Below are 22599 nucleotides of genomic sequence, written 5' to 3' on the forward strand. Positions count from 1 at the left end.
CTATCGATCGACAGTTCAGGCTTCGCTCTCGTTGCTGTCGTCGTCCAGCAGGCTCCGCTGAAGGACGGGGCCTTCACCGGGTGCGAGTGACGACAGGATGCGCTCCAGGTCTTCCATCGAGGCGAACTCGACGGTGATCTTTCCCTTTTTCTGGCCCAGGTCGACCTTCACCCGGGTCTCAAAGCGGTCCGAAAGCCGGGTCGCCAGATCGCTCAGCGCGGGGGACACACGCGCACCAGCGCGAGGGCCCTTGGAGCGTGAGGTCGTCTTGGGCCGCGAGCCCATGAGCGTGACGATCTCCTCGACCGCTCGCACCGAAAGCCCCTCGGCCACGATCCGGTGTGCCAGCTTGTCCTGCTCATCCGAGTCCTCGACCGAGAGCAGTGCCCGCGCGTGCCCGGCGGAGAGCACACCGGCGGCCACACGACGCTGCACCGCGGGCGAAAGCCTCAACAGGCGCAGGGTGTTGGAGACCTGAGGACGGGACCGGCCGATACGGTCCGCCAGCTGGTCGTGCGTGCAGTTGAAGTCCCTGAGCAGCTGGTCGTAGGCAGCGGCCTCTTCCAGCGGGTTCAGCTGAGCCCGGTGAAGGTTCTCCAGGAGGGCGTCCAGAAGAAGCTTCTCGTCGTCCGTGGCCCGCACGATCGCCGGGATCGCCTCCAGGCCGGCCTCACGACAGGCGCGCCAGCGCCGCTCACCCATGATGAGCTCGTAGCGGGCCGGTCCCAGTTGCCGCACAACGACGGGCTGGAGAAGGCCGACTTCCTTGATGGAGGTGACCAGCTCCTGGAGGAGGTCCTCGTCGAACACCTCACGGGGCTGCCGCGGGTTCGGCGTGATGGAGTCGAGGGGCAGCTCGGCAAAGTGGGCGCCGATCGGGGCTGCGGGCACCTCGACGCCACCGTTCGAAGGCAGCTCCTCTGTTTCACGTGAAACATTGGGCAGCGTGGCCACCCGTGCGGCCGCCACCCCACGTTCCTGGGAGAGGACCGGTACCACTGCCGGAGAGGGGGACGCAGGTCCACCGATGGCCGGCGGTGCCGCCTTCTCCCCAGTCGGGGCCGCTGGGATCAGTGCGCCGAGACCACGGCCCAACCCCCTCCGTCGCTCGCTCACTGGATCCCCTCCACCATGCTCGGGTTGTTCTGTGCGCCGATGTGGGCGTGCGTCGGGTCATAGCCCACGCCAACGCCCTTCAGCGCGATTTCTCGTGCCGCCTCAAGGTAGGAGAGGGCACCGCTCGATCCTGGATCGTAAGTCAGCACGGTCTGCCCGTAGCTGGGGGCCTCGGAGATACGGACAGAGCGCGGAATGCTCGTCCGCAGCACCTCGTCGCCGAAGTGGTTGCGCACCTCGTCGGCGACCTGGGAGGCAAGACGCGTCCGGCCGTCGTACATGGTGAGCAGGATGGTCGACACATGGAGGGCGGGGTTGAGGTGCCCCCGCACCAGGTCGACGTTGCGGAGCAGCTGGCCGAGGCCCTCCAGCGCGTAGTACTCGCACTGGATCGGGATGAGGACTTCCTGGCCGGCGACCAATGCGTTGACCGTCAGCAGGCCGAGTGAGGGAGGGCAGTCGATCAGGATGTAGTCCAGCGGCTGCTCGTACGCCTGAATCGCTCGCTGGAGTCGGCTCTCACGGGCCACCAGGGACACCAGCTCGATCTCAGCACCGGCGAGATCGATCGTGGCGGGAGCGCAGAAGAGTCCCTCGACATCGGGAACGGGCTGGACGATCTCCGCCAGAGGCTTGCTCTCGACCAGCACGTCGTAGATGGACGGCACCTCGGCGTGATGGTCGATCCCCAGCGCGGTGGAGGCATTGCCCTGGGGGTCCAGGTCGATCACCAGGACACGGGCGCCATGCAGAGCCAGCGAGGCCGCGAGGTTGACCGTAGTCGTGGTCTTGCCCACGCCGCCCTTCTGGTTGGCGACCACCATGACCCGAGTCTGTTCAGGCCGGGGCAGCCCCTCCCCGGCGCGGCCCAGAGCCTCTACCGCCAGTTGAGCAGCACGACCGATGGGAGTGTCGTCCATCGGGGGCGGTGTTTCACGTGAAACATCCTCCCCCATCGATTCGGTACGGGGGCCGGGGACCGGATCGGTCATCGGTCCCGCGATGTTGGCGTCGGACCGCAAGGATTCACTCTCCTCGACTTCAGACTCGCAATGAACAGAGCCTCCCATGTCTTCGGGGTCGTGAACCAGTGAGGCCTGGGGTTCTGTGGAGAATTCCACCTCTGTGGAAATCTCCCTCGCCTCTCCGAGTGACCCGAGAGGCTTCCGGTCGCGCGGTTCGGCCGCAGCGCGGCCACGGCCGATGATGCCGTGTAGCAGTGAGCGACGTTTCACGTGAAACACGATGCCTAGCCGCTCAGGCCACCAACGCGCGACACTCCGACATGCGTAGGTTGGGGAGCTTGTGTGGAGTATGCCTCGTCGTCAGGACGGATCAGCCCGCGTCTTGGGCAACCAGGCCAGTGGCCGCTCGCCACGCATCGCCGTCAACGACGTCGGCGGGCCCGTCCCGTCCGGGCCGCCTTCGCACGCTTCGCTGCGAAGCGGACACCGCCCGGGCTCTCGCCGACCTCCACACGGACGACCGTGGAGAGCGGATCCACCACACCCTCACCGACATGGTGGATGGAGGTCTCCACTGCGCCGAGCTTGCTCAGCGCAGTGGCCGCGCTCTTCAGCTCCTCCTCGGCGGTGTCGCCCTTGAGTGCCAGCATCTCTCCGTACGGACGCAGGAGCGGAATGCCCCAGGTGGCCAGTCGGTCCAGGGGAGCCACGGCCCGTGCTGTCACCACGTGGACCGGCTGGAGCGTGCCGAGGACTTCCTCGGCACGGCCTCGGAGCACCGTGACATGGTCGAGACCCAACAGCTCCACGACCTCCGTCAGGAAATTGGTACGCCGCAGCAGCGGCTCCAGCAGCGTGATCTTCAGGTCGTCTCGAACGAGCGCCAGTGGAATGCCGGGTAGACCGGCCCCGGAGCCGACGTCGCAGACCGTTACTCCCTCAGGCACGACCTCGGAGAGCACCGCGCAGTTCAGCAGGTGCCTCTCCCACAGCCGAGGTACTTCCCGCGGGCCGATGAGCCCCCGCTGCACTCCCGCTTCCGCCAGCAGTTCGGCGTACCGGACCGCGTCCGCGTAGCGATCACCGAATACGTCGCGCGCCTGCTCGGGCGCAGGGGGAAGCTCCGCTGCCTCCGTCACGGGGACCGTCCTTCCGTACCGCAAGAGCGCACTGTGCGCTGACACCAGAACAACAGGCTGACAAAGTTCGGCCCCGCCTGCGGGCAGACGGGGCCGGAGAGACGTACGTACCGAATCAGGCAGGCAGCACGACGACGAAGCGCTGGGGCTCCTCGCCCTCGGACTCGCTGCGCAGGCCCGCGATCTTGACCGCGTCGTGCACGACCTTGCGCTCGAAGGGCGTCATCGGCTTCAGCTTGACGGGCTCACCGGTGCTCTTCGCCTCGGCCGCGGCCTTGGCCCCCAGCTCGGAGAGCTCGGCACGCTTCTTGGCGCGGTAGCCGGCGATGTCGAGCATCAGGCGGCTGCGGTCGCCGGTCTCGCGGTGCACGGCCAGGCGCGTGAGCTCCTGGAGCGCTTCGAGCACCTCGCCTTCCCGGCCGACGAGCTTCTGCAGGTCGCGGCTGCCGCTGTCGCTGATGATCGAGACAGAGGCACGGTCGGCCTCGACGTCCATGTCGATGTCGCCGTCTAGATCGGCGATGTCCAGCAGACCTTCCAGGTAGTCCGCCGCGATCTCACCCTCCTGCTCCAGGCGGGTGAGGGTGTCTCCACCCTCGGAGGCGGCGGAGGTGGTGCCTTCCGTCACGGGATGGGCTCCTTCTTACTTCTTGGACGGGGACTTGGGGCGCTGCTGGCCCTTGCGCTGACCGGACTGGGCCTTGCTGCGGCCGCCGGTTCCGGGCTTGGGCGCCGCCTTCTTGGCTGCGGCCGCCGGCTTGGCGTCCTCGGGCTCGTCGGACTTGCTGAGCGAGGTGGGCGCGCTCTGCTGCTCGGCGTCGTCGGCGGTCTTCGTGGCACCGGCCTGACGCTGGGCCTTGGTCTGGCGCTTGGGCTGCTGACGCTTGGCGGGAGTCGGCGTACCGTCCTCGGCGGTGGCCACGGCCGAGGCCTCGCCCTTGATCACGGTTCCGTCGGTCTGGGCCGCGAGGCCCTCCTTGTTCAGACCGTTGATGAACTTCCGCTCGTACTCGTTGCGGTCACGGCCCTTGACGACGATCGCCTTGACGATGGCGCGCTCACGCCGGTTGCGGGTCTTGCCGTGACGCGTGACGTGCTTGAGGAGGCGCTCCAGGTACGCGGCCTGGGCCTTGGAACCCGGGGTCGGGTTGTTGTGGATGACGTACATCTGCTGGCCCATGGTCCACACGTTGGTGGTCAGCCAGTAGACGAGGACACCGACGGGGAAGTTGATGCCGAAGACGGCGAACATGATCGGGAAGATGTACATCAGCATCTTCTGCTGCTGCATGAACGGCGTCTTCACCGTGGTGTCGACGTTCTTCGTCATCAGCTGACGCTGCGTGTAGAACTGCGACAGCGACATCAGGACGATCATGATCGCGGTCACGATGCGGACCGTGGTGATCGAGGCGTCGAGCTTTGCGGCCTCCGCAGCGCTGTCCGTGAAGGTCGCGGCCAGCGGGGCGCCGAAGATGTGCGCCTTCTGGGCGCTCTCCAACAGGCTCTCGTTGATGACACCGATGGTGTCGTTGTTCGCGATGCTGTTGAGCACGTGGTACAGCGCGAAGAAGAACGGAGACTGCGCCAGGATGGGAAGGCACGAGGAGAGCGGGTTGGTGCCCGTCTCCTTGTACAGCTTCATCATCTCTTCGGACTGACGCTGCTTGTCGTTCTTGTAGCGCTCCTGGATCTTCTTCATCTCGGGCTGGAGCGTCTGCATGGCCCGAGTCGCCTTGATCTGCTTCACGAAGAGCGGGATCAGGCAGATCCGGATCAGGATCACCAGAGACACGATGGACAGGCCCCAGGCCCACCCGGTGTCATCGCCGAAGAGGGCGCCGTACACCTTGTGGAACTGGACGATGACCCAGGAGACGGGTGTCGTGATGAAGCTGAAGAGACTGGCAATCGTGTCCACTAATCATGCTCCTTGGGCATGGGACGGGCTCTCGGCGGCCGGGCTCGAAGGGGTGTGCCCTTCGGTGGCCGGTTCGACGGCGGAGGACCCGCCCTTGCGTGCGCGCCACGCACCACGCACCATCTCGTGCCACCGCGGACGCTTGCGCGGGGGGACATGGTCCACACCGCCGAGCGACCACGGGTTGCACCGCAGGATGCGCCAGGCCGTGAGGGCCGTGCCCTTGATCGCACCGTGGCGGTCGATGGCTGTATAGCCGTAGTGGGAGCACGACGGGTAGTACTTGCACACCGGCCCGAGCAGCGGGCTGATCGTCCACTGGTACAGCTTGATCAGCACCAGCAGCGGGTACTTCATCGTGCGCCCCCTCCCAGCAGCCGTCGTATGGCGGCATCCAGGTCTTGGGCCAGTTGTACGTGGTCGGCGTCGCCCGCACCGGGCAGCGCTCGTACGACTACCAGGCTACCGGGGGGAAACTGGGCGACTCGATCGCGCATGAGATGGCGAAGCCTGCGCTTCACCTTGTTGCGGACAACCGAACCACCGACGGCCTTGCTCACGACGAAACCCGCACGCGTCGGGGGAGCGCTCTCCCCAGGCGCGTGCGGGTCCATGGAACCGCTACGTAGGTGAACGACGAGGAGCGGGCGTCCGGCCCGACGCCCTCGTCGTACCGCGGTCGCGAAGTCCTCGCGCCGCCTCAGCCGGTTCTCGGTGGGCAGCACGACGGCATGACCTGACCGGGATCAGGCGGACAGGCTCGCGCGACCCTTGGCACGACGGTTCGCGAGAATCGCGCGACCGGCACGGGTACGCATCCGCAGACGGAAGCCGTGGGTCTTCGCGCGACGACGGTTGTTCGGCTGGAAGGTGCGCTTGCTCACTCGGGGGCTCCAGAAATAAATCGGTAGTTGCGGGGTGCCGTCCTGGCTGTCACCGTGCGCCCACGAGTAGCTCGTATTAACGCCCGAGTGCACCGCTTTCCGATCACCTGACGCGATCTGTGCCCATCGGAGGCAGGCGGCAGCAGCCATCGACAACTCGACCTGGTTACGGTACGCGCGGCTGCGCCATCCGGTCAAACCAGCGGTCACGGAGGGACACTATCCACAGGCTGGGGACAACAACTTGAACCGTACCGGCCGCCGTGACTACCGTGACGGAACCCCGATTCGTTCCTATTCCTCGGCTGCTGGGTGACCGACCGACCCACCAGACCTGGTCCCGAGCGCACCACCCGAGTTCCATCCCGACCCCCGTCCCAGAACCACACGTTCGTGGGACCTGTGAGAGAGCGTGCCCTGTGGCTGACGTACCTGCCGATCTTGCCGCAGTGTGGCCACGAGTACTGGAACAACTTCTGGGGGAGGGCCGAGGCCAGGGGGTCGAGGTCAAGGACGAGCGCTGGATCAGACGCTGCCAGCCGCTCGCGCTGGTCGCGGACACCGCTCTGCTCGCCGTTCCGAACGAGTTCGCGAAGGGCGTACTCGAGGGCCGGCTCGCGCCGATCGTCAGCGAGACCCTGAGCCGGGAGTGCGGCCGCCCGATCCGGATCGCGATCACGGTGGACAGCTCCGTCGGCGAGACGCCGGCGCCCCCGGTCCAGTCCCGCTTCGAGGAGCCCGAGCTCCCCTCGGGCCCGGCGCAGAGCCGCGACTCCTACGACGGCAGGGACTCCTACGACGGCAGGGACGCGTACGACGGCGGGCGGGACGCGCGCGGTCCGTACGACAGCCAGAGCTCATACGACCACCAGAACTCGTACGACGGCCAGGGCCGCGACACCTACGAGAGCTACGGCCGCCATCGCGCCGACGACCGGGGCACCGGCGGCGCGGGCGACCAGTTGCCGCCGCCGCGCGCGGACCAGCTGCCCACCGGCCGCGGTGACCAGCTCCCGACCGCGCGCCCCGCGTACCCGTCGGAGTACCAGCGTCCCGAGCCGGGCGCCTGGCCCCGGCCGTCGCAGGACGACTACGGCTGGCAGCAGCAGCGGCTCGGTTTCCCTGAGCGGGACCCGTACGCGTCGCCGTCGTCGGACTACCGTCCGCAGTCGATGGAACGGCCGCCGTACGACCAGCGCCCGGAGTACGACTCGCCGCGCGGCGACTACGACAAGCCCCGCACCGAGTACGACCGGCCGGGCGGCGACTACGACCAGCGGCCGGACCGGCGTGAGCTCCCCGAGCCGTCGCCGGGGGGCCCTGGTGCGCACCGGGGTGGTCCGGCCGGCGGTGCGCCCGGGCCGCTGGCCGCGCAGCCGGCGCCCGCGACCGGTCCCGGTGAGCCCACGGCCCGCCTGAACCCCAAGTACCTCTTCGACACCTTCGTCATCGGCGCTTCGAACCGCTTCGCGCACGCCGCCGCAGTGGCCGTCGCCGAGGCGCCGGCGAAGGCGTACAACCCCCTCTTCATCTACGGTGAGTCCGGCCTCGGCAAGACGCACCTGCTGCACGCGATCGGGCACTACGCGCGCAGCCTCTACCCGGGCACACGGGTGCGGTACGTGAGCTCGGAGGAGTTCACCAACGAGTTCATCAACTCCATCCGCGACGGCAAGGGCGACAGCTTCCGCAAGCGCTACCGCGAGATGGACATCCTGCTCGTCGACGACATCCAGTTCCTGGCGGACAAGGAGTCGACGCAGGAGGAGTTCTTCCACACGTTCAACACGCTCCACAACGCGAACAAGCAGATCGTGCTTTCCAGCGACCGGCCGCCGAAGCAGCTGGTCACGCTGGAGGACCGGCTGCGGAACCGCTTCGAGTGGGGGCTGATCACCGACGTCCAGCCGCCCGAGCTGGAGACGCGTATCGCGATCCTCCGCAAGAAGGCGGTGCAGGAGCAGCTCAACGCCCCGCCGGAGGTGCTGGAGTTCATCGCCTCGCGGATCTCGCGCAACATCCGCGAGCTGGAGGGCGCGCTGATCCGGGTGACGGCGTTCGCGTCGCTCAACCGGCAGCCGGTGGACCTCGGGCTGACGGAGATCGTCCTCAAGGATCTGATCCCCGGCGGGGAGAACGCGTCCCCCGAGATCACCGCGACGGCGATCATGGCGGCGACGGCCGACTACTTCGGGCTCACGGTAGAGGACCTGTGCGGCACCTCACGCGGGCGTGCCCTGGTGACCGCCCGGCAGATCGCCATGTATCTGTGCCGTGAGCTGACCGATCTGTCGCTGCCGAAGATCGGCGCGCAGTTCGGCAACCGGGACCACACGACCGTGATGCACGCCGACCGCAAGATCCGCGCGCTGATGGCCGAGCGCCGCTCCATCTACAACCAGGTCACCGAGCTGACGAACCGCATCAAGAACGGCTGAGGCCCAGGCCCCGCCACCCGCCGAGGGCGCCCCGGGACGAGTTCCCGAGGGCGCCCTCGGCGTTTCCGCGGCCGTTCTCTGCGTCCCAGGAGCCGGGTTCGTCCTCCCCAGGGGCCGGGTTCGTCGTTCTCGGGAGTCTGCCAGGAACTTCCCCATGCCCTTCCGCGAGGATTCCGCCCCTTCCCGAGGCACTTCCGCGAGGCTTCCGCCCCTTCCCGAGGCACTTCCGCGAGGCTCCCCGAGCCTCCGCAGGGGCTCCGCGGCAGGCGTCCCGCGTCATCGAGTCGTCAGCCGGTGTTCGAATACCGGCCGCGTTACGGCCGTCCTCCACAGATTCGGGGACTTTCTCCCGTCCACACCCTGGGGACCGGGAAGTTATGCAGATCATGTCCACAGGGCAGCCCGGTGGGGGATCATCAAGCCAGGTCAACAGCCTGTGGATCGGTGGACGAAGGATCTCCACAGACTGTGGACGAAGCGAAGATCCACAGACTGTGGACAGAGTTGTCCACCGGCAACCCACAGCCTGTGGCCGGTTGTCCCCAGCGATCCCCAGCTTCTCCACATGCCTGTCCACTGTTCGGCAAGGAAACCGGCCTTCTCACCGCGTCGAGTGAAAGGCATCACATGAAGTTGCCTGGTTGGGCTGTGGGAAAGACGGGTAAACCTGGGGACGCGGTTGGGGAGAAGTGCCGTCCGGCTGTGCACGGCGTGTGCAGAACTTTCTGTTCTCCACAGACAGGCCTGGTTGTCCACCGCCTCCACCCACAGGCCCGGTGGACAAAATCCGCTGCCTGAGCTGGGCAAACGCGGTTATCCACGGTTTCCACAGGCCCTACTACTACTCCCAACTAGAGAGAGCTGGGAATTCGTTTCGAAGGGGGCCCTGTGCACAACTTGCTCTCGGCTGCCCGACCGCGCCTCGTCACGACTTGACCCCGGAAGGCTCCGAGTGTCAGTGGCGTGCGTCAGACTGTTCCCCGGTGTCCTTCCCCTCACAGGAGCCAGCGACACCGCGACAGACGACGAAGCCAGGCAGGCCGAGAAGCGCCGGCAACAGCAGGAGGCGGCAACAGTGAAGATCCGGGTGGAACGCGACGTACTCGCGGAGGCCGTGGCCTGGGCGGCGCGCAGCCTCCCGGCCCGTCCGCCGGCGCCTGTCCTCGCCGGCCTCCTTCTGAAGGCCGAGGAAGGCCAGCTGAGCCTGTCCAGCTTCGACTACGAGGTCTCCGCGCGGGTGTCCGTGGAGGCGGAGGTCGAGGAGGAGGGCACCGTCCTCGTCTCCGGCCGTCTCCTCGCGGACATCTGCCGCGCCCTCCCCAACCGCCCGGTGGAGATTTCCACAGACGGTGTACGGGCGACGGTGGTCTGCGGCTCCTCGCGGTTCACCCTCCACACACTGCCTGTGGAGGAGTACCCGTCCCTCCCGCAGATGCCGAACGCCACGGGCACCGTCCCGGGCGAGGTCTTCGCCTCCGCCGCCGCCCAGGTGGCCATCGCCGCCGGGCGTGACGACACGCTGCCCGTCCTCACCGGTGTGCGCATCGAGATCGAGGGCGACACGGTCACGCTGGCCTCCACCGACCGCTACCGCTTCGCGGTCCGAGAGTTCCTGTGGAAGCCGGAGAACCCGGACGCCTCCGCGGTCGCCCTGGTGCCCGCGAAGACGCTCCTGGACACCGCCAAGGCGCTCACGAGCGGCGACAGCGTCATCCTGGCGCTCTCCGGCTCGGGCTCCGGCGAGGGCCTGATCGGTTTCGAGGGCGCCGGACGCCGGACGACCACCCGTCTCCTCGAGGGCGATCTGCCGAAGTACCGCACGCTGTTCCCGACCGAGTTCAACAGCGTTGCCGTGATCGAGACCGCCCCCTTCGTGGAGGCCGTCAAGCGTGTGGCCCTGGTCGCCGAGCGGAACACCCCGGTGCGGCTCAGCTTCGAGCAGGGCGTGCTGACCCTGGAGGCCGGCTCCAGCGACGACGCACAGGCTGTGGAAAGGGTCGACGCCCAGCTGGAGGGCGACGACATCTCGATCGCCTTCAACCCGACGTTCCTGCTGGACGGCCTGAGCGCCATCGACTCCCCGGTCGCCCAGCTGTCCTTCACGACGTCCACCAAGCCCGCGCTGCTCAGCGGCAAGCCGGCGGTTGACGCGGAGGCGGACGAGGCCTACAAGTACCTGATCATGCCGGTGCGGCTCAGCGGCTGACCCGTCGAGCGACCGCTGTCGCCGCCGTCGGGCGGCCGGAGGCCGTCCACAGCGCTGCGGGGCCCGGTGGATCACCGGGCCCTCGGTGTGAAAGCGCAGGTCGGGGCATACCTATGAGCGGGTATGCCCACAGATGTGCGTGAGCGTCCGGGTTTAGGCTCGTGCATGGGTACGCAGTGCCCTCATGCCACGTCGCAACCTAAGGAACAACTGATGGAGCTCGGTCTCGTCGGCCTCGGCAAGATGGGCGGCAACATGCGCGAGCGGATACGCCGCGCGGGCCACACCGTCATCGGATACGACCGGAACCCGGATCTCGCCGATGTCCACAGCCTCGAAGAGCTTGTGGGCAAGCTCAAGGGCCCCCGCGTCGTGTGGGTGATGGTCCCGGCCGGGCCCGCCACCCAGTCGACCATCGACGAGCTGGCCGAGCTGCTGGAGCCCGGCGACGTCGTCGTGGACGGCGGCAACTCGCGCTGGACGGACGACGAGAAGCACGCCGAGGAGCTGGCGGCCAAGGGCATCGGCTTCGTCGACTGCGGCGTCTCCGGCGGCGTCTGGGGCCTGGAGAACGGCTACGCGCTGATGTACGGCGGCGACGCCGAGAACGTGGCCAAGGTCCAGCCGGTCTTCGACGCGCTGAAGCCCGAGGGCGACTCCGGCGCCGTGCACGCCGGCAAGGTCGGCGCCGGGCACTTCGCGAAGATGGTCCACAACGGCATCGAGTACGCGATGATGCAGGCGTACGCCGAGGGCTGGGAGCTGCTGGAGAAGGTCGACTCCGTCACGGACGTCCGTGAGGTCTTCCGCTCCTGGCAGGAGGGCACAGTCATCCGCTCCTGGCTGCTCGACCTGGCCGTGAACGCCCTCGACGAGGACGAGCACCTGGACGGGCTCCGCGGGTACGCGCAGGACTCGGGCGAGGGCCGCTGGACCGTGGAGGCCGCCATCGACCACGCCGTGCCGCTGCCCGCGATCACGGCCTCCCTCTTCGCGCGGTTCGCGTCGCGCCAGGAGGACTCCCCGCAGATGAAGATGATCGCGGCGCTGCGGAACCAGTTCGGCGGCCACGCGGTCGAGAAGAAGTAACCCGCGCCCCACGGCCCGCAGCGGGCCCGAACACCACTACGGTCGACGAGAAGTCATCCACAGGACCGCACCGCGGTCCACAACCCTGGGGGAGGTCGGCACCCGACCATGCACGTCACGCATCTGTCGCTGGCCGACTTCCGCTCGTACGCCCGGGTCGAGGTCCCGCTCGACCCGGGCGTCACCGCGTTCGTCGGCCCCAACGGGCAGGGCAAGACGAACCTGGTCGAGGCCGTCGGCTACCTGGCGACCCTCGGCAGCCACCGCGTCTCCTCCGACGCGCCCCTGGTCCGCATGGGCGCCGACCGGGCGGTCATCCGGGCCCAGGTGCGGCAGGGCGAGCGGCAGCAGCTGGTCGAGCTGGAGCTGAACCCCGGCAAGGCCAACCGCGCCCGTGTCAACAGGTCGTCGCAGGTCAGACCGCGTGACGTGCTCGGCATCGTACGGACCGTGCTGTTCGCGCCGGAGGACCTCGCCCTGGTGAAGGGCGACCCCGGAGAGCGGCGGCGCTTCCTCGACGAGTTGATCACCGCGCGGGCGCCGCGCATGGCGGGTGTGCGCTCCGACTACGAGCGGGTCCTCAAGCAGCGCAACACCCTCCTGAAGACGGCCGCCCTGGCCCGCCGCCACGGCGGCCGCAGCATGGACCTGTCCACGCTCGACGTCTGGGACCAGCACCTCGCGCGCGTGGGCGCCGAACTGCTCGCCCAGCGCCAGGACCTGGTCGCCGCCATCCAGCCGCTGGCCGACAAGGCGTACGAACAGCTGGCCCCCGGCGGCGGCCCCCTCGGCCTGGAGTACAAACCCTCCTCTGCGGGAATCGTCGGCCACGCGCGCGAGGAGCTGTACGAGCAGCTCATCGCCGCCCTCGCCGAGGTCCGTAAGCAGGAGATCGAGCGGGGCGTCACCCTCGTCGGCCCCCATCGGGACGATCTGGTTCTCAAACTCGGTCAGCTGCCCGCCAAGGGATACGCCTCCCACGGGGAGTCCTGGTCCTACGCCCTGGCGCTGCGCCTCGCCTCCTACGACCTGCTGCGGGCCGAGGGCAACGAACCGGTGCTGATCCTCGACGACGTCTTCGCCGAGCTGGACGCGCGACGGCGGGAGCGGCTGGCCGAGCTGGTCGCCCCGGGCGAGCAGGTCCTGGTGACCGCCGCGGTCGACGACGACGTGCCCGGCGTACTGACGGGGACGCGGTTCGCCGTGTCCGACGGGACGGTGGAACGCGTATGAGCGGATCCGAGGGGAGCGGGAAGACTCCCGAGCCGTCCGGTGTGGACCTCGCGCGCGTGGCGCTGCGCGCCGCCAAGGAGGCCGCACGCGCGCGTGGGGACGCGGCGCAGCAGAAGAGCCAGGCGCGGCGAGGTGGCGGTCTGCGCTCCGGCGCCCGCCGGGACGGCCGGGACCCGATGGCGCTCGGCTCCGCCATCAACCGGCTGATCACCGAGCGGGGCTGGGAGACGCCGGCCGCCGTAGGCGGGGTGATGGGCCGCTGGCCGCAGATCGTCGGCGAGGACCTGGCCCGGCGCTGCGTTCCCGAGCGGTACGACGAGGACGAGCGGGTCCTGCACGTGCGGTGCGACTCCACGGCCTGGGCGACGAACCTGCGCCTGCTCGCCCCGCAGCTCGTCGCCCGGCTCAACGAGGACCTCGGCCACGGCACCGTACAGCTGCTCAAGGTCCACGGACCCGGTGGTCCCACCCACCGCTACGGCCCGCTGCGGGCCCCGGGAAGCACCGGTCCCGGCGATACCTACGGGTGACCGAATTCACATTTTGACGCTCTCCCGGAAGCCGTCGGCTGCTCGGTCGCACCCTCCTGTGATCCCCCGCGCACGGTCGCGTGCGGATGCGAACTCCTACCTGACCCGGGGGTAGCAAAGGGTTGACACCCGGAAGCGCTGAGTGCCTCCGTGAGCCTCTTGGAGCCCCGCTCCGCATATGGGGAGTCGGGAAGGACCGGTTGAGGGCGGCACATGCGGACTCAGGTACCGGCAAACCCCCATCACTGTCGGCGCTACCGGTAGACTGGAAGCGAAACCCGCCCCATTCGTGGGGACCGCTTCGGAAACACTGTGCAACGCTGACAAAGGCTTCCACCGCAACATGCCGCAGCCGCTCCGGCAAACCCGCCGGGAGTCTGGCTTGTGCTGTGCCAGAAAGGGCGCTTCGTGGCCGATTCCGGCAACCCCAACGAGAACATCCCGTCCACCGAGGCCCTGGCCGGAACGGCCGAGGCCTCATCCTCGGCGTACGACGCCAGCGCCATCACCGTCCTCGAAGGGCTGGACGCGGTCCGCAAGCGGCCCGGCATGTACATCGGCTCGACCGGTGAGCGTGGCCTGCACCACCTGGTGCAGGAGGTCGTCGACAACTCCGTCGACGAGGCCCTGGCCGGGCACGCCGACACGATCGACGTGACGATCCTGCCCGACGGCGGCGTGCGCGTCGTGGACAACGGCCGAGGCATCCCCGTGGGCATCGTCCCGTCGGAGGGCAAGCCGGCCGTCGAGGTCGTGCTGACCGTCCTGCACGCGGGCGGCAAGTTCGGCGGCGGAGGCTACGCGGTCTCCGGCGGTCTGCACGGCGTGGGCGTCTCCGTCGTGAACGCCCTGTCGACCAAGGTCGCCGTCGAGGTCAAGACCGACGGCCACCGCTGGACGCAGGACTACAAGCTCGGCGTCCCGACGGCCCCGCTGGCCAAGCACGAGGCCACTCAGGAGCACGGCACCTCGGTGACCTTCTGGGCCGACCCGGACATCTTCGAGACCACGGACTACTCCTTCGAGACGCTCTCGCGGCGCTTCCAGGAGATGGCGTTCCTCAACAAGGGTTTGACGATCAAACTCACCGACGAGCGCGAGTCCGCGAAGGCCACCGCGGGGGCGGACGAGGCCGGCGAGGACGAGAAGCACGAGGTCAAGACAGTCACGTACCACTACGAGGGCGGCATCGTCGACTTCGTGAAGCACCTCAACTCCCGCAAGGGGGACGTGGTGCACCCCTCCGTCGTCGACTTCGAGGCGGAGGACAAGGAGAAGCACCTCTCCGTCGAGATCGCGATGCAGTGGAACAGCGGTTACAGCGAGGGTGTGTACTCCTTCGCCAACATCATCCACACGCATGAGGGCGGCACCCACGAGGAGGGCTTCCGCGCGGCGCTCACCGGTCTGATCAACCGCTACGCGCGCGACAAGAAGCTGCTGCGGGAGAAGGACGACAACCTCACGGGTGACGACATCCGCGAGGGTCTGACGGCGATCATCTCGATCAAGCTGAGCGAGCCGCAGTTCGAGGGCCAGACCAAGACCAAGCTGGGCAACACGGAGGCGAAGACTTTCGTGCAGAAGGTCGTGCACGAGCACCTCACCGACTGGCTGGACCGCAACCCGAACGAGGCCGCGGACATCATCCGCAAGTCGATCCAGGCGGCCACCGCGCGCGTGGCGGCCCGCAAGGCCCGTGACCTCACCCGTCGCAAGGGCCTGCTGGAGACGGCGTCCCTGCCGGGCAAGCTGAGCGACTGCCAGTCGAACGACCCCACCAAGTGCGAGATCTTCATCGTCGAGGGTGACTCCGCCGGCGGCTCGGCCAAGTCCGGCCGCAACCCGCAGTACCAGGCGATCCTCCCGATCCGCGGCAAGATCCTCAACGTCGAGAAGGCGCGGATCGACAAGATCCTGCAGAACCAGGAGATCCAGGCGCTGATCTCCGCCTTCGGCACCGGGGTCCACGAGGACTTCGACATCGAGAAGCTCCGCTATCACAAGATCATCCTGATGGCGGACGCCGACGTCGACGGCCAGCACATCAACACCCTGCTGCTGACCTTCCTGTTCCGCTTCATGCGCCCGCTGGTCGAGGCCGGACACGTCTTCCTGTCGCGTCCGCCGCTCTACAAGATCAAGTGGGGCCGGGACGACTTCGAGTACGCCTACTCGGACCGTGAGCGCGACGCCCTGATCGAGCTCGGCCGGCAGAACGGCAAGCGGATCAAGGAAGACTCGATCCAGCGCTTCAAGGGTCTCGGCGAGATGAACGCCGAGGAGCTGCGCATCACGACCATGGACCAGGACCACCGTGTCCTCGGCCAGGTCACGCTCGACGACGCCGCCCAGGCCGACGAGCTGTTCTCGGTGCTCATGGGCGAGGACGTCGAGGCCCGGCGCCAGTTCATCCAGCGCAACGCCAAGGACGTCCGCTTCCTCGACATCTGAGTCGGTCTCAGCTGACCGCACCAGGAAGGATCCCCACCAGCAATGGCCGACGAGATCACCCCAGTCACGCCTGACCCCGCCGAGGGCGAGACCACGCTGCGCATCGAGCCCGTCGGGCTCGAGACGGAGATGCAGCGCTCGTACCTGGACTACGCGATGTCCGTCATCGTGTCCCGTGCGCTGCCCGACGTACGCGACGGCCTCAAGCCCGTCCACCGCCGTGTCCTGTACGCCATGTACGACGGCGGCTACCGGCCCGAGAAGGGCTTCTACAAGTGCGCCCGCGTCGTCGGCGACGTCATGGGCAATTACCACCCCCACGGCGACTCCTCGATCTACGACGCGCTGGTCCGCCTCGCGCAGCCGTGGTCGATGCGCATGCCGCTGGTGGACTCCAACGGCAACTTCGGCTCTCCGGGCAACGACCCGGCGGCGGCCATGCGCTACACCGAGTGCAAGATGGCGCCGCTGTCGATGGAGATGGTCCGTGACATCGACGAGGAGACCGTCGACTTCACGGACAACTACGACGGCCGCTCCCAGGAGCCGACCGTCCTGCCGGCCCGCTTCCCGAACCTGCTGATCAACGGCTCGGCCGGTATCGCGGTCGGCATGGCCACCAACATCCCGCCGCACAACCTCCGCGAGGTCGCGGCCGGCGCGCAGTGGTACCTGGAGAACCCGGAGGCCTCCCACGAGGAGCTCCTGGACGCCCTGATCGAGCGCATCAAGGGCCCCGACTTCCCGACCGGCGCCCTGGTCGTCGGCCGCAAGGGCATCGAGGAGGCGTACCGCACGGGCCGCGGCTCCATCACGATGCGCGCGGTCGTCGAGGTCGAGGAGATCCAGAACCGCCAGTGCCTGGTGGTCACGGAACTGCCGTACCAGGTCAACCCGGACAACCTCGCGCAGAAGATCGCCGACCTCGTCAAGGACGGCAAGATCGGCGGCATCGCCGACGTCCGCGACGAGACGTCCTCCCGCACGGGCCAGCGCCTGGTCATCGTGCTGAAGCGGGACGCGGTCGCCAAGGTCGTGCTGAACAACCTGTACAAGCACACCGACCTGCAGACGAACTTCGGCGCCAACATGCTGGCGCTCGTCGACGGCGTGCCCCGCACGCTCTCCCTGGACGCGTTCATCCGCCACTGGGTGACGCACCAGATCGAGGTCATCGTCCGCCGCACGCGCTTCCGCCTGCGCAAGGCCGAGGAGCGCGCGCACATCCTGCGCGGTCTGCTGAAGGCCCTGGACGCCATCGACGAGGTCATCGCGCTGATCCGGCGCAGCGACACCGTCGACATCGCGCGCACCGGCCTGATGGACCTCCTGGAGATCGACGAGATCCAGGCCAACGCCATCCTCGAGATGCAGCTGCGCCGGCTGGCCGCCCTGGAGCGTCAGAAGATCCTCCAGGAGCACGCCGAACTCCAGGCGAAGATCAACGAGTACAACGAGATCCTCGCGTCGCCGGTCCGCCAGCGCGGGATCGTCAGCGCCGAACTCGCCGCGATCGTCGAGAAGTACGGCGACGACCGCAAGACGATGCTGGTCCCCTACGACGGCGACATGTCCATCGAGGACCTCATCGCCGAGGAGGACATCGTCGTCACGGTCACCCGCGGCGGCTACGTCAAGCGCACCAAGACCGACGACTACCGGGCGCAGAAGCGCGGCGGCAAGGGCGTGCGCGGCGCGAAGCTCAAGGAAGACGACATCGTCGACCACTTCTTCGTGTCCACGACCCACCACTGGCTGCTGTTCTTCACCAACAAGGGCCGTGTGTACCGGGCCAAGGCCTACGAGCTGCCGGACGCGGGACGTGACGCGCGTGGACAGCACGTCGCCAACCTGCTGGCCTTCCAGCCGGACGAGGCGATCGCGGAGATCCTCGCGATCCGCGACTACGAGGCCACGCCGTACCTGGTGCTCGCCACCAAGGGCGGTCTTGTGAAGAAGACGCCTCTGAAGGATTACGATTCGCCCCGTTCCGGCGGCGTCATCGCGATCAACCTCCGTGAGAAGGAGGACGGTTCCGACGACGAACTGATCGGAGCCGAACTCGTATCGGCAGAGGATGACATCCTTCTGATCAGCAAGAAGGCACAGTCGATCCGCTTCACGGCGACCGACGACGCGCTGCGGCCCATGGGCCGTGCGACCTCGGGTGTCAAGGGCATGAGTTTCCGTGAGGGAGACGAGCTGCTCTCGATGAATGTTGTTCGACCCGGTACGTTCGTGTTCACTGCCACAGACGGCGGGTACGCGAAGCGGACCGCCGTCGACGAGTACCGCGTTCAGGGTCGCGGCGGCCTCGGCATCAAGGCCGCCAAGATCGTGGAGGACCGCGGTTCGCTCGTCGGCGCGCTGGTGGTCGAGGAGACCGACGAGATCCTCGCCATCACGCTGTCGGGCGGTGTGATTCGTACGCGGGTCAATGAGATCAGGGAAACCGGCCGTGACACCATGGGCGTCCAACTGATCAACCTGGGCAAGCGCGATGCCGTGGTCGGTATCGCCCGTAACGCCGAGGCGGGACGTGAGGCGGAGGAGGTCGACGGCGAGGACGCGGTCGACGAGACCGCCGAGGGCGTCGCGACGATCGGCACGGACGAGGGTGAGGCGCCCTCGGCCGAGTAGGCACGAGGAGTGAGTCAGCGTGAGCGGAGCCACGGGCGCCGGATCGTCCGGTAGTTCGTCCGGCACTTCGACCGGTGCGGAAACGGACGGCGGCGGCCGTGGCTCCGCCGCGCGTGCGATGGACACGCACACGACGCAACTGAAGGCGATCAAGCCGAACCCGACCGATTCGGCCTCGCCTTCACCCTCACCCTCGTCCGAGAGGCAAGGATCGCAGGGGGGAACTGTGACGGACACGAGGGGGGCGCAGGCGAAGCCGCCCGCGCCGGGGACCCCGCCCGCGGCGCCGGGCGGGCGCCAGACGCCGGCGCAGGCCCAGCCGCAGGCGCACGCTCAGCCGTCGGCGCAGGCCGCGGGCTCGGCGCTGCCCGGCGAGCGCGGCCCGCAGCAGCAGACGGGCCCGTACCACCCGCCGCAGGCGTATCAGGCGGCGCCGGGCGAGAGCGCCTCGCGCAAGCCGCGTACGGGGGCCGGCACGGTGCCGCGCACCCGCAAGGCGCGGCTCCGGGTGGCCAAGGCCGACCCGTGGTCGGTGATGAAGGTGAGCTTCCTGCTCTCCATCGCCCTCGGCATCTGCACGATGGTCGCGGCCGCGGTGCTGTGGATGGTCATGAACGCGATGGGCGTCTTCTCCACGGTCGGCGCGACCATCTCCGAGGCCACCGGCTCGAACGAGTCCAACGGCTTCGATCTGCAGTCGTTCCTGTCGCTGCCCAACGTGCTGATCTTCACGGCGATCATCGCGATCATCGACGTCGTCCTCGCCACCGCCCTCGCGACGCTCGGCGCGTTCATCTACAACCTCTCCGCGGGCTTCGTCGGCGGCATCGAGCTGACGCTGGCCGAGGACGAGTAGACGTGTAGGGGCGACGGCGCCCTGAGACGGAGCCCTCTGCGGGGTGTCCCACCGCTTCGCGGTCCCTCCCCGGGTATCGATTTTGGGACTGCCCACGTCGTGCGCTAATCTTCAGGAGTCAGCGCGCGGGACACACACCGCAGAGCGCGGCGGGGCTATAGCTCAGTTGGTTAGAGCGCATCCCTGATAAGGATGAGGCCACAGGTTCAAATCCTGTTAGCCCCACACGTGAAAAGACCCCCAGTCGGAAACGGCTGGGGGTCTTTTGCGTCGTCGGCGGACTTCAGCAGGGTCAGGGGGCATCGTCTGAACGGCAGAAGCCCCCGGCCGGGAGCCGGGGGCTTCGTCTTGGTCCGGGGCGTCGTACGCAGGATCGCCGTGGTGTACGGGGGACGCGGCAGGTCGCGGGCTTCGCGGTCGTGGACGGTCGCGATGTCCGCGGTCCGTGGATCAGCGCTGAAGGCGGGTGAGGGGCTCGGTCGGCGCGGAAGGGGCTTCGATAGCGGCCGGCGGGACCGTGAGGGCCGACGCCACGTCCAGGGGGCCGTCCGGGGCCGTGAGGTGGCGGCAGGAGGGCGAGGAGCCGTGTGCCTCCGCGCGGATGCGCTGCTTCATCGTCGGTGGCAGGGAGTGGTTGCGTGAGCGGGAGGGGAGGGGCAGGTCCGCGATCGTCGTGCGAGCCGCGCAGTTGCGGTTTGTCTCGGGCTGCGGTACCGCGGCGGCCGCCGCGGTCGTGATGAGTCCGAGCGCCGTGCACAGCGCGAGGAAGGCGGTGACGATGGTGGTCCACAGCTTCATGACCTTGTTCTGGGCCATGGCCCCTCACTTTCGGGTCGGGCGATTTGCGTACTTTCCTCATGATGTGTATGTGGGCCGCGAAGTGGGGGACCGACGCCCGTGGCGCGTCGATCTTCAGATCAACACCACTCGGATGGGCGCAAGGGGGTGCGAGAGTTCCCCGGAGCTGCGAAGTCGTACGGGAAACCGGTCTGATGAACCTGCGATAGGAACGATGGCATCCGGTTCTACAGGGGTCGTTCGGCCGGGAGTTGAGGGGCCGACGCAGGTCACCGATCGATATCGGTCGGTGTGTATAGTCGGGCGCCAGAGGTCCCCTACGTCAAGGAAAGACGAGGTCGCGCGGTGAAGAAGCTTCTCCTGGTCGCACTGGCCGCCATCGGCGGGCTCCTCGTGTACCGCCAGATCCAGGCGGATCGCGCCGAGCAGGATCTGTGGACGGAGGCGACTGACTCCGTGCCCACGGGTTCGTGAACGTCGACATCAGTCTCAGAGCAGACCCCGGCCGTATTCGCGGCCGGGGTTTTGTGTTGCCCTGGGTCCGTCGCCCCAGGGTCGCGAAGGCCGCGACGCCATCTGTGATTCACTACCGCGAATAATTCGCTTGCAATGGCAAAAATGTGCTCTGTCAAGAGCGCGATCTCGGCCGCTCGTCCCTGAGAAAGCGCGCATCTGTGCGGAGGGAACGGCAGGATGGGCGCGTTCGGGGCTACGACGAGGGGTGGCGCGTGATGGGGCGGCGCACGGTCTGGGGGCGCACTGTGGCAGCCGTGGGAGCGGCCCTGCTCATGACCACGGCACAGCCCGTTCCCGCCCTTGCGGCCGACGGGCCGACGCCGTACTCCTACGCCGAGGACGCCACGACGGTCGACGGCTCGACGGGCACCACGCAAGCGGTGCGGCTGACGCCGGGCAGGACCTACCGCAGTGCCATCGGCCCCGGCGAGAAGCTCTACTACCGCCTCGACCTCGACGCCGTCGCCAACGCGTACGTCTCGGGCACCGCCGTACCCGCGGCAGGGGCGAGCGTCGCCTCGTCCGACGGGCTGAGGGTCTCCATCGAGGACGTCGACGCCCACCGCTGCTCGTACGGGAACGCCCGCTTCGGCCGCACGCGCAGCGCCCACCCCGTCACCGCCTGGGCGTCACGTGAGATCGGGGCCGATGAGTACATGTGCCAGGCGGCCGGGGCGTACTACCTCGTCGTCGAGCGAGTCGGCCCCAGCACGTCGTCCGGGGCCTCGTCAGGTCTGTCATCGGGTGGGTCGTCGGATGCGTCGGGTGCATCGGGTACGTCGGCCGGTGGATCGTCGTCGGGGTCCGGTGAGCGGGCGTCTGGTCAGGAGTGGGGGCTCGAACTCGGCTACGCGTGGGAGCCCGCCGTGAAGAGGGGCGGCTCGACGGTCGCACCCGAGACCTGGAACTCGGCGTCGCCGGAACCTCTGCGCGGAGATCCCGAGCGCCGACGCGGGGGGAGGGGCTTCGCCTCGGCCGGCCCCCTGGCCCAAGGGATCTGGCAGGACGAGGCCGGGATCAAGGCCGGGGAGACGCGCTACTACAGGGTCCCCGTCGATTGGGGGCAGCAGCTCCACGCCACCGCCGAACTGGGCAGCACGCCCGGCGGCGCAGGGTACGTCGGCAACGCGCTGGTCATGTCGCTGTACAACCCGGCGCGGGGCCTCGTGGACGACGCGCTCGTCGACTACAGAGGGGAGCAGCGCTCCGCCGCCCTCGACCCGCTCCCTCCGGTCGCCTACGACAACCGCTACTCCCTCGACGACGAGGTCAGAGGAATGCGGTTCGCCGGCTGGTACTACCTGGCCGTCCACCTCGGCTCGGCGGTGGCCGAGCGCTTCGGCGAGAAGCCGATCGGGCTGACCCTGCGGATACGGGTGTCCGGTCGGGCGGAGTCGGGACCCGGGTACCTGGGCCCGGCCGAGCCGACCGGGGCCTTCGAGGTCACCGACGAGGACCGGGAGGCCGCGGAGACGGGGGCCGGGACGGGGACGGGGACGGGGGACACGCTGGAAGGGGACGGGGAGGCGGGGAGTTCTGGCGGCGAGGAGAGCGCCGGTGGCTCGGGCGGTTCCACGATCAGCGGGGGCAGGCGGCTCGCCATGACGGCGATCGCCGCAGGCGGGATCGGCACGGGGAGCCTGCTGGTGCTGACGCTGGCGCTGTGGACGCTCGTGGCACGCCGTCGGGCGGCTGCGGAGCGGCCCGCGGGGCCGTCAGGTGGAGCCAGGGCTTCGCGGCGGGGGCGGCACGGGTCGTCCCGGGGGCGGTAGTGCCGGGGGCGGTAGCGCTGGCGGGCAGGGGATGGTGGCAGG

General features: G+C 68.5%; 19 protein-coding genes and 1 tRNA gene. 11 read left to right on the forward strand and 9 right to left on the reverse strand.

Annotation, left to right across the window (positions count from 1 at the left end; genetic code table 11):
* Positions 1-15: 15 nt before the first annotated feature.
* The 8 genes from ACZ4Z3_RS21515 to rpmH all read right to left on the reverse strand — a co-directional run bounded on the left by ACZ4Z3_RS21515 (position 16) and on the right by rpmH (position 6025).
* A complete protein-coding gene (locus ACZ4Z3_RS21515; protein ID WP_468502500.1) occupies positions 16-1116 on the reverse strand; it encodes a ParB/RepB/Spo0J family partition protein in 1101 nt (366 codons plus the stop codon).
* Positions 1113-2186: a ParA family protein gene (locus ACZ4Z3_RS21520; protein WP_468502743.1), complete on the reverse strand. Its 1074-nt coding sequence runs from the start codon at positions 2184-2186 to the stop codon at positions 1113-1115. The genes ACZ4Z3_RS21515 and ACZ4Z3_RS21520 overlap by 4 nt, the downstream gene beginning before the upstream one ends.
* A 317-nt stretch (positions 2187-2503) precedes the next feature.
* Positions 2504-3220 (reverse strand): 16S rRNA (guanine(527)-N(7))-methyltransferase RsmG, encoded by a 717-nt coding sequence (rsmG, locus tag ACZ4Z3_RS21525; RefSeq protein ID WP_055537145.1) that lies wholly within the window; start codon positions 3218-3220, stop codon positions 2504-2506.
* A gap of 115 nt (positions 3221-3335) precedes the next feature.
* On the reverse strand, positions 3336-3848 hold the full coding sequence (locus ACZ4Z3_RS21530; protein WP_468502501.1) for a Jag family protein: 513 nt from the start codon (positions 3846-3848) through the stop codon (positions 3336-3338).
* A gap of 15 nt (positions 3849-3863) precedes the next feature.
* Positions 3864-5141, reverse strand: a complete 1278-nt coding sequence (gene yidC / locus ACZ4Z3_RS21535; RefSeq protein WP_468502502.1) for a membrane protein insertase YidC — start codon at positions 5139-5141, stop codon at positions 3864-3866.
* 3 nt (positions 5142-5144) lie between these two features.
* Entirely contained in the window at positions 5145-5498 is a 354-nt protein-coding gene (gene yidD, locus ACZ4Z3_RS21540; RefSeq protein WP_468502503.1) for a membrane protein insertion efficiency factor YidD, read from the reverse strand.
* On the reverse strand, positions 5495-5866 hold the full coding sequence (gene rnpA, locus ACZ4Z3_RS21545; protein WP_079049646.1) for a ribonuclease P protein component: 372 nt from the start codon (positions 5864-5866) through the stop codon (positions 5495-5497). Before rnpA ends, yidD begins: the two co-directional genes overlap by 4 nt.
* Positions 5867-5887: 21 nt before the next feature.
* A complete protein-coding gene (rpmH, locus tag ACZ4Z3_RS21550; protein WP_015659252.1) occupies positions 5888-6025 on the reverse strand; it encodes a 50S ribosomal protein L34 in 138 nt (45 codons plus the stop codon).
* Positions 6026-6444: 419 nt separating this feature from the next.
* Here rpmH and dnaA point away from each other — a divergent pair, with 419 nt between their 5' ends.
* The 9 genes from dnaA to ACZ4Z3_RS21595 all read left to right on the forward strand — a co-directional run bounded on the left by dnaA (position 6445) and on the right by ACZ4Z3_RS21595 (position 19696).
* Positions 6445-8463, forward strand: a complete 2019-nt coding sequence (dnaA, locus tag ACZ4Z3_RS21555) for a chromosomal replication initiator protein DnaA (protein ID WP_468502504.1) — start codon at positions 6445-6447, stop codon at positions 8461-8463.
* Positions 8464-9538: 1075 nt separating this feature from the next.
* Entirely contained in the window at positions 9539-10669 is a 1131-nt protein-coding gene (dnaN, locus tag ACZ4Z3_RS21560; protein WP_055514473.1) for a DNA polymerase III subunit beta, read from the forward strand.
* 213 nt (positions 10670-10882) lie between these two features.
* On the forward strand, positions 10883-11758 hold the full coding sequence (gene gnd, locus ACZ4Z3_RS21565; RefSeq protein ID WP_468502505.1) for a phosphogluconate dehydrogenase (NAD(+)-dependent, decarboxylating): 876 nt from the start codon (positions 10883-10885) through the stop codon (positions 11756-11758).
* A gap of 108 nt (positions 11759-11866) precedes the next feature.
* The gene (gene recF, locus ACZ4Z3_RS21570; protein WP_468502506.1) at positions 11867-12991 is read left to right on the forward strand and encodes a DNA replication/repair protein RecF; all 1125 of its coding nucleotides are present in this window, start codon (positions 11867-11869) and stop codon (positions 12989-12991) included.
* The gene (locus tag ACZ4Z3_RS21575) at positions 12988-13521 is read left to right on the forward strand and encodes a DciA family protein (RefSeq protein ID WP_468502507.1); all 534 of its coding nucleotides are present in this window, start codon (positions 12988-12990) and stop codon (positions 13519-13521) included. Before recF ends, ACZ4Z3_RS21575 begins: the two co-directional genes overlap by 4 nt.
* Positions 13522-13905: 384 nt before the next feature.
* Positions 13906-15975 (forward strand): DNA topoisomerase (ATP-hydrolyzing) subunit B, encoded by a 2070-nt coding sequence (gyrB, locus tag ACZ4Z3_RS21580; protein WP_468502508.1) that lies wholly within the window; start codon positions 13906-13908, stop codon positions 15973-15975.
* Between the two features lie 42 nt (positions 15976-16017).
* Entirely contained in the window at positions 16018-18615 is a 2598-nt protein-coding gene (gene gyrA / locus ACZ4Z3_RS21585) for a DNA gyrase subunit A (protein WP_468502509.1), read from the forward strand.
* 19 nt (positions 18616-18634) lie between these two features.
* The gene (locus tag ACZ4Z3_RS21590) at positions 18635-19471 is read left to right on the forward strand and encodes a DUF3566 domain-containing protein (RefSeq protein ID WP_468502510.1); all 837 of its coding nucleotides are present in this window, start codon (positions 18635-18637) and stop codon (positions 19469-19471) included.
* Between the two features lie 151 nt (positions 19472-19622).
* A tRNA-Ile gene (locus ACZ4Z3_RS21595) sits at positions 19623-19696 on the forward strand.
* A gap of 225 nt (positions 19697-19921) precedes the next feature.
* On the opposite strand, the gene ACZ4Z3_RS21600 is transcribed toward ACZ4Z3_RS21595, so the two are convergent.
* Entirely contained in the window at positions 19922-20287 is a 366-nt protein-coding gene (locus tag ACZ4Z3_RS21600; RefSeq protein ID WP_468502511.1) for a DUF6344 domain-containing protein, read from the reverse strand.
* 327 nt (positions 20288-20614) lie between these two features.
* Here ACZ4Z3_RS21600 and ACZ4Z3_RS21605 point away from each other — a divergent pair, with 327 nt between their 5' ends.
* Complete coding sequence (locus ACZ4Z3_RS21605) at positions 20615-20743, forward strand: DLW-39 family protein (RefSeq protein ID WP_003999697.1); 129 nt, start codon at positions 20615-20617, stop codon at positions 20741-20743.
* A gap of 314 nt (positions 20744-21057) precedes the next feature.
* Complete coding sequence (locus ACZ4Z3_RS21610) at positions 21058-22557, forward strand: hypothetical protein (protein WP_468502512.1); 1500 nt, start codon at positions 21058-21060, stop codon at positions 22555-22557.
* Positions 22558-22599: the final 42 nt, after the last annotated feature.

It is taken from the genome of Streptomyces sp. NPDC030296 (assembly GCF_055572815.1).

What these genes read in the sequence shown, in the direction of transcription:
- ACZ4Z3_RS21520 (WP_468502743.1), bottom strand. Translation starts at nt 2,186, where the DNA reads ATGGGAGGCTCTGTTCATTGCGAGTCTGAAGTCGAGGAGAGTGAATCC.
- yidD (WP_468502503.1), bottom strand. Translation starts at nt 5,498, where the DNA reads ATGAAGTACCCGCTGCTGGTGCTGATCAAGCTGTACCAGTGGACGATC.
- gnd (WP_468502505.1), top strand. Translation starts at nt 10,883, where the DNA reads ATGGAGCTCGGTCTCGTCGGCCTCGGCAAGATGGGCGGCAACATGCGC.
- recF (WP_468502506.1), top strand. Translation starts at nt 11,867, where the DNA reads ATGCACGTCACGCATCTGTCGCTGGCCGACTTCCGCTCGTACGCCCGG.
- ACZ4Z3_RS21575 (WP_468502507.1), top strand. Translation starts at nt 12,988, where the DNA reads ATGAGCGGATCCGAGGGGAGCGGGAAGACTCCCGAGCCGTCCGGTGTG.
- gyrA (WP_468502509.1), top strand. Translation starts at nt 16,018, where the DNA reads ATGGCCGACGAGATCACCCCAGTCACGCCTGACCCCGCCGAGGGCGAG.
- ACZ4Z3_RS21600 (WP_468502511.1), bottom strand. Translation starts at nt 20,287, where the DNA reads ATGGCCCAGAACAAGGTCATGAAGCTGTGGACCACCATCGTCACCGCC.
- ACZ4Z3_RS21610 (WP_468502512.1), top strand. Translation starts at nt 21,058, where the DNA reads ATGACCACGGCACAGCCCGTTCCCGCCCTTGCGGCCGACGGGCCGACG.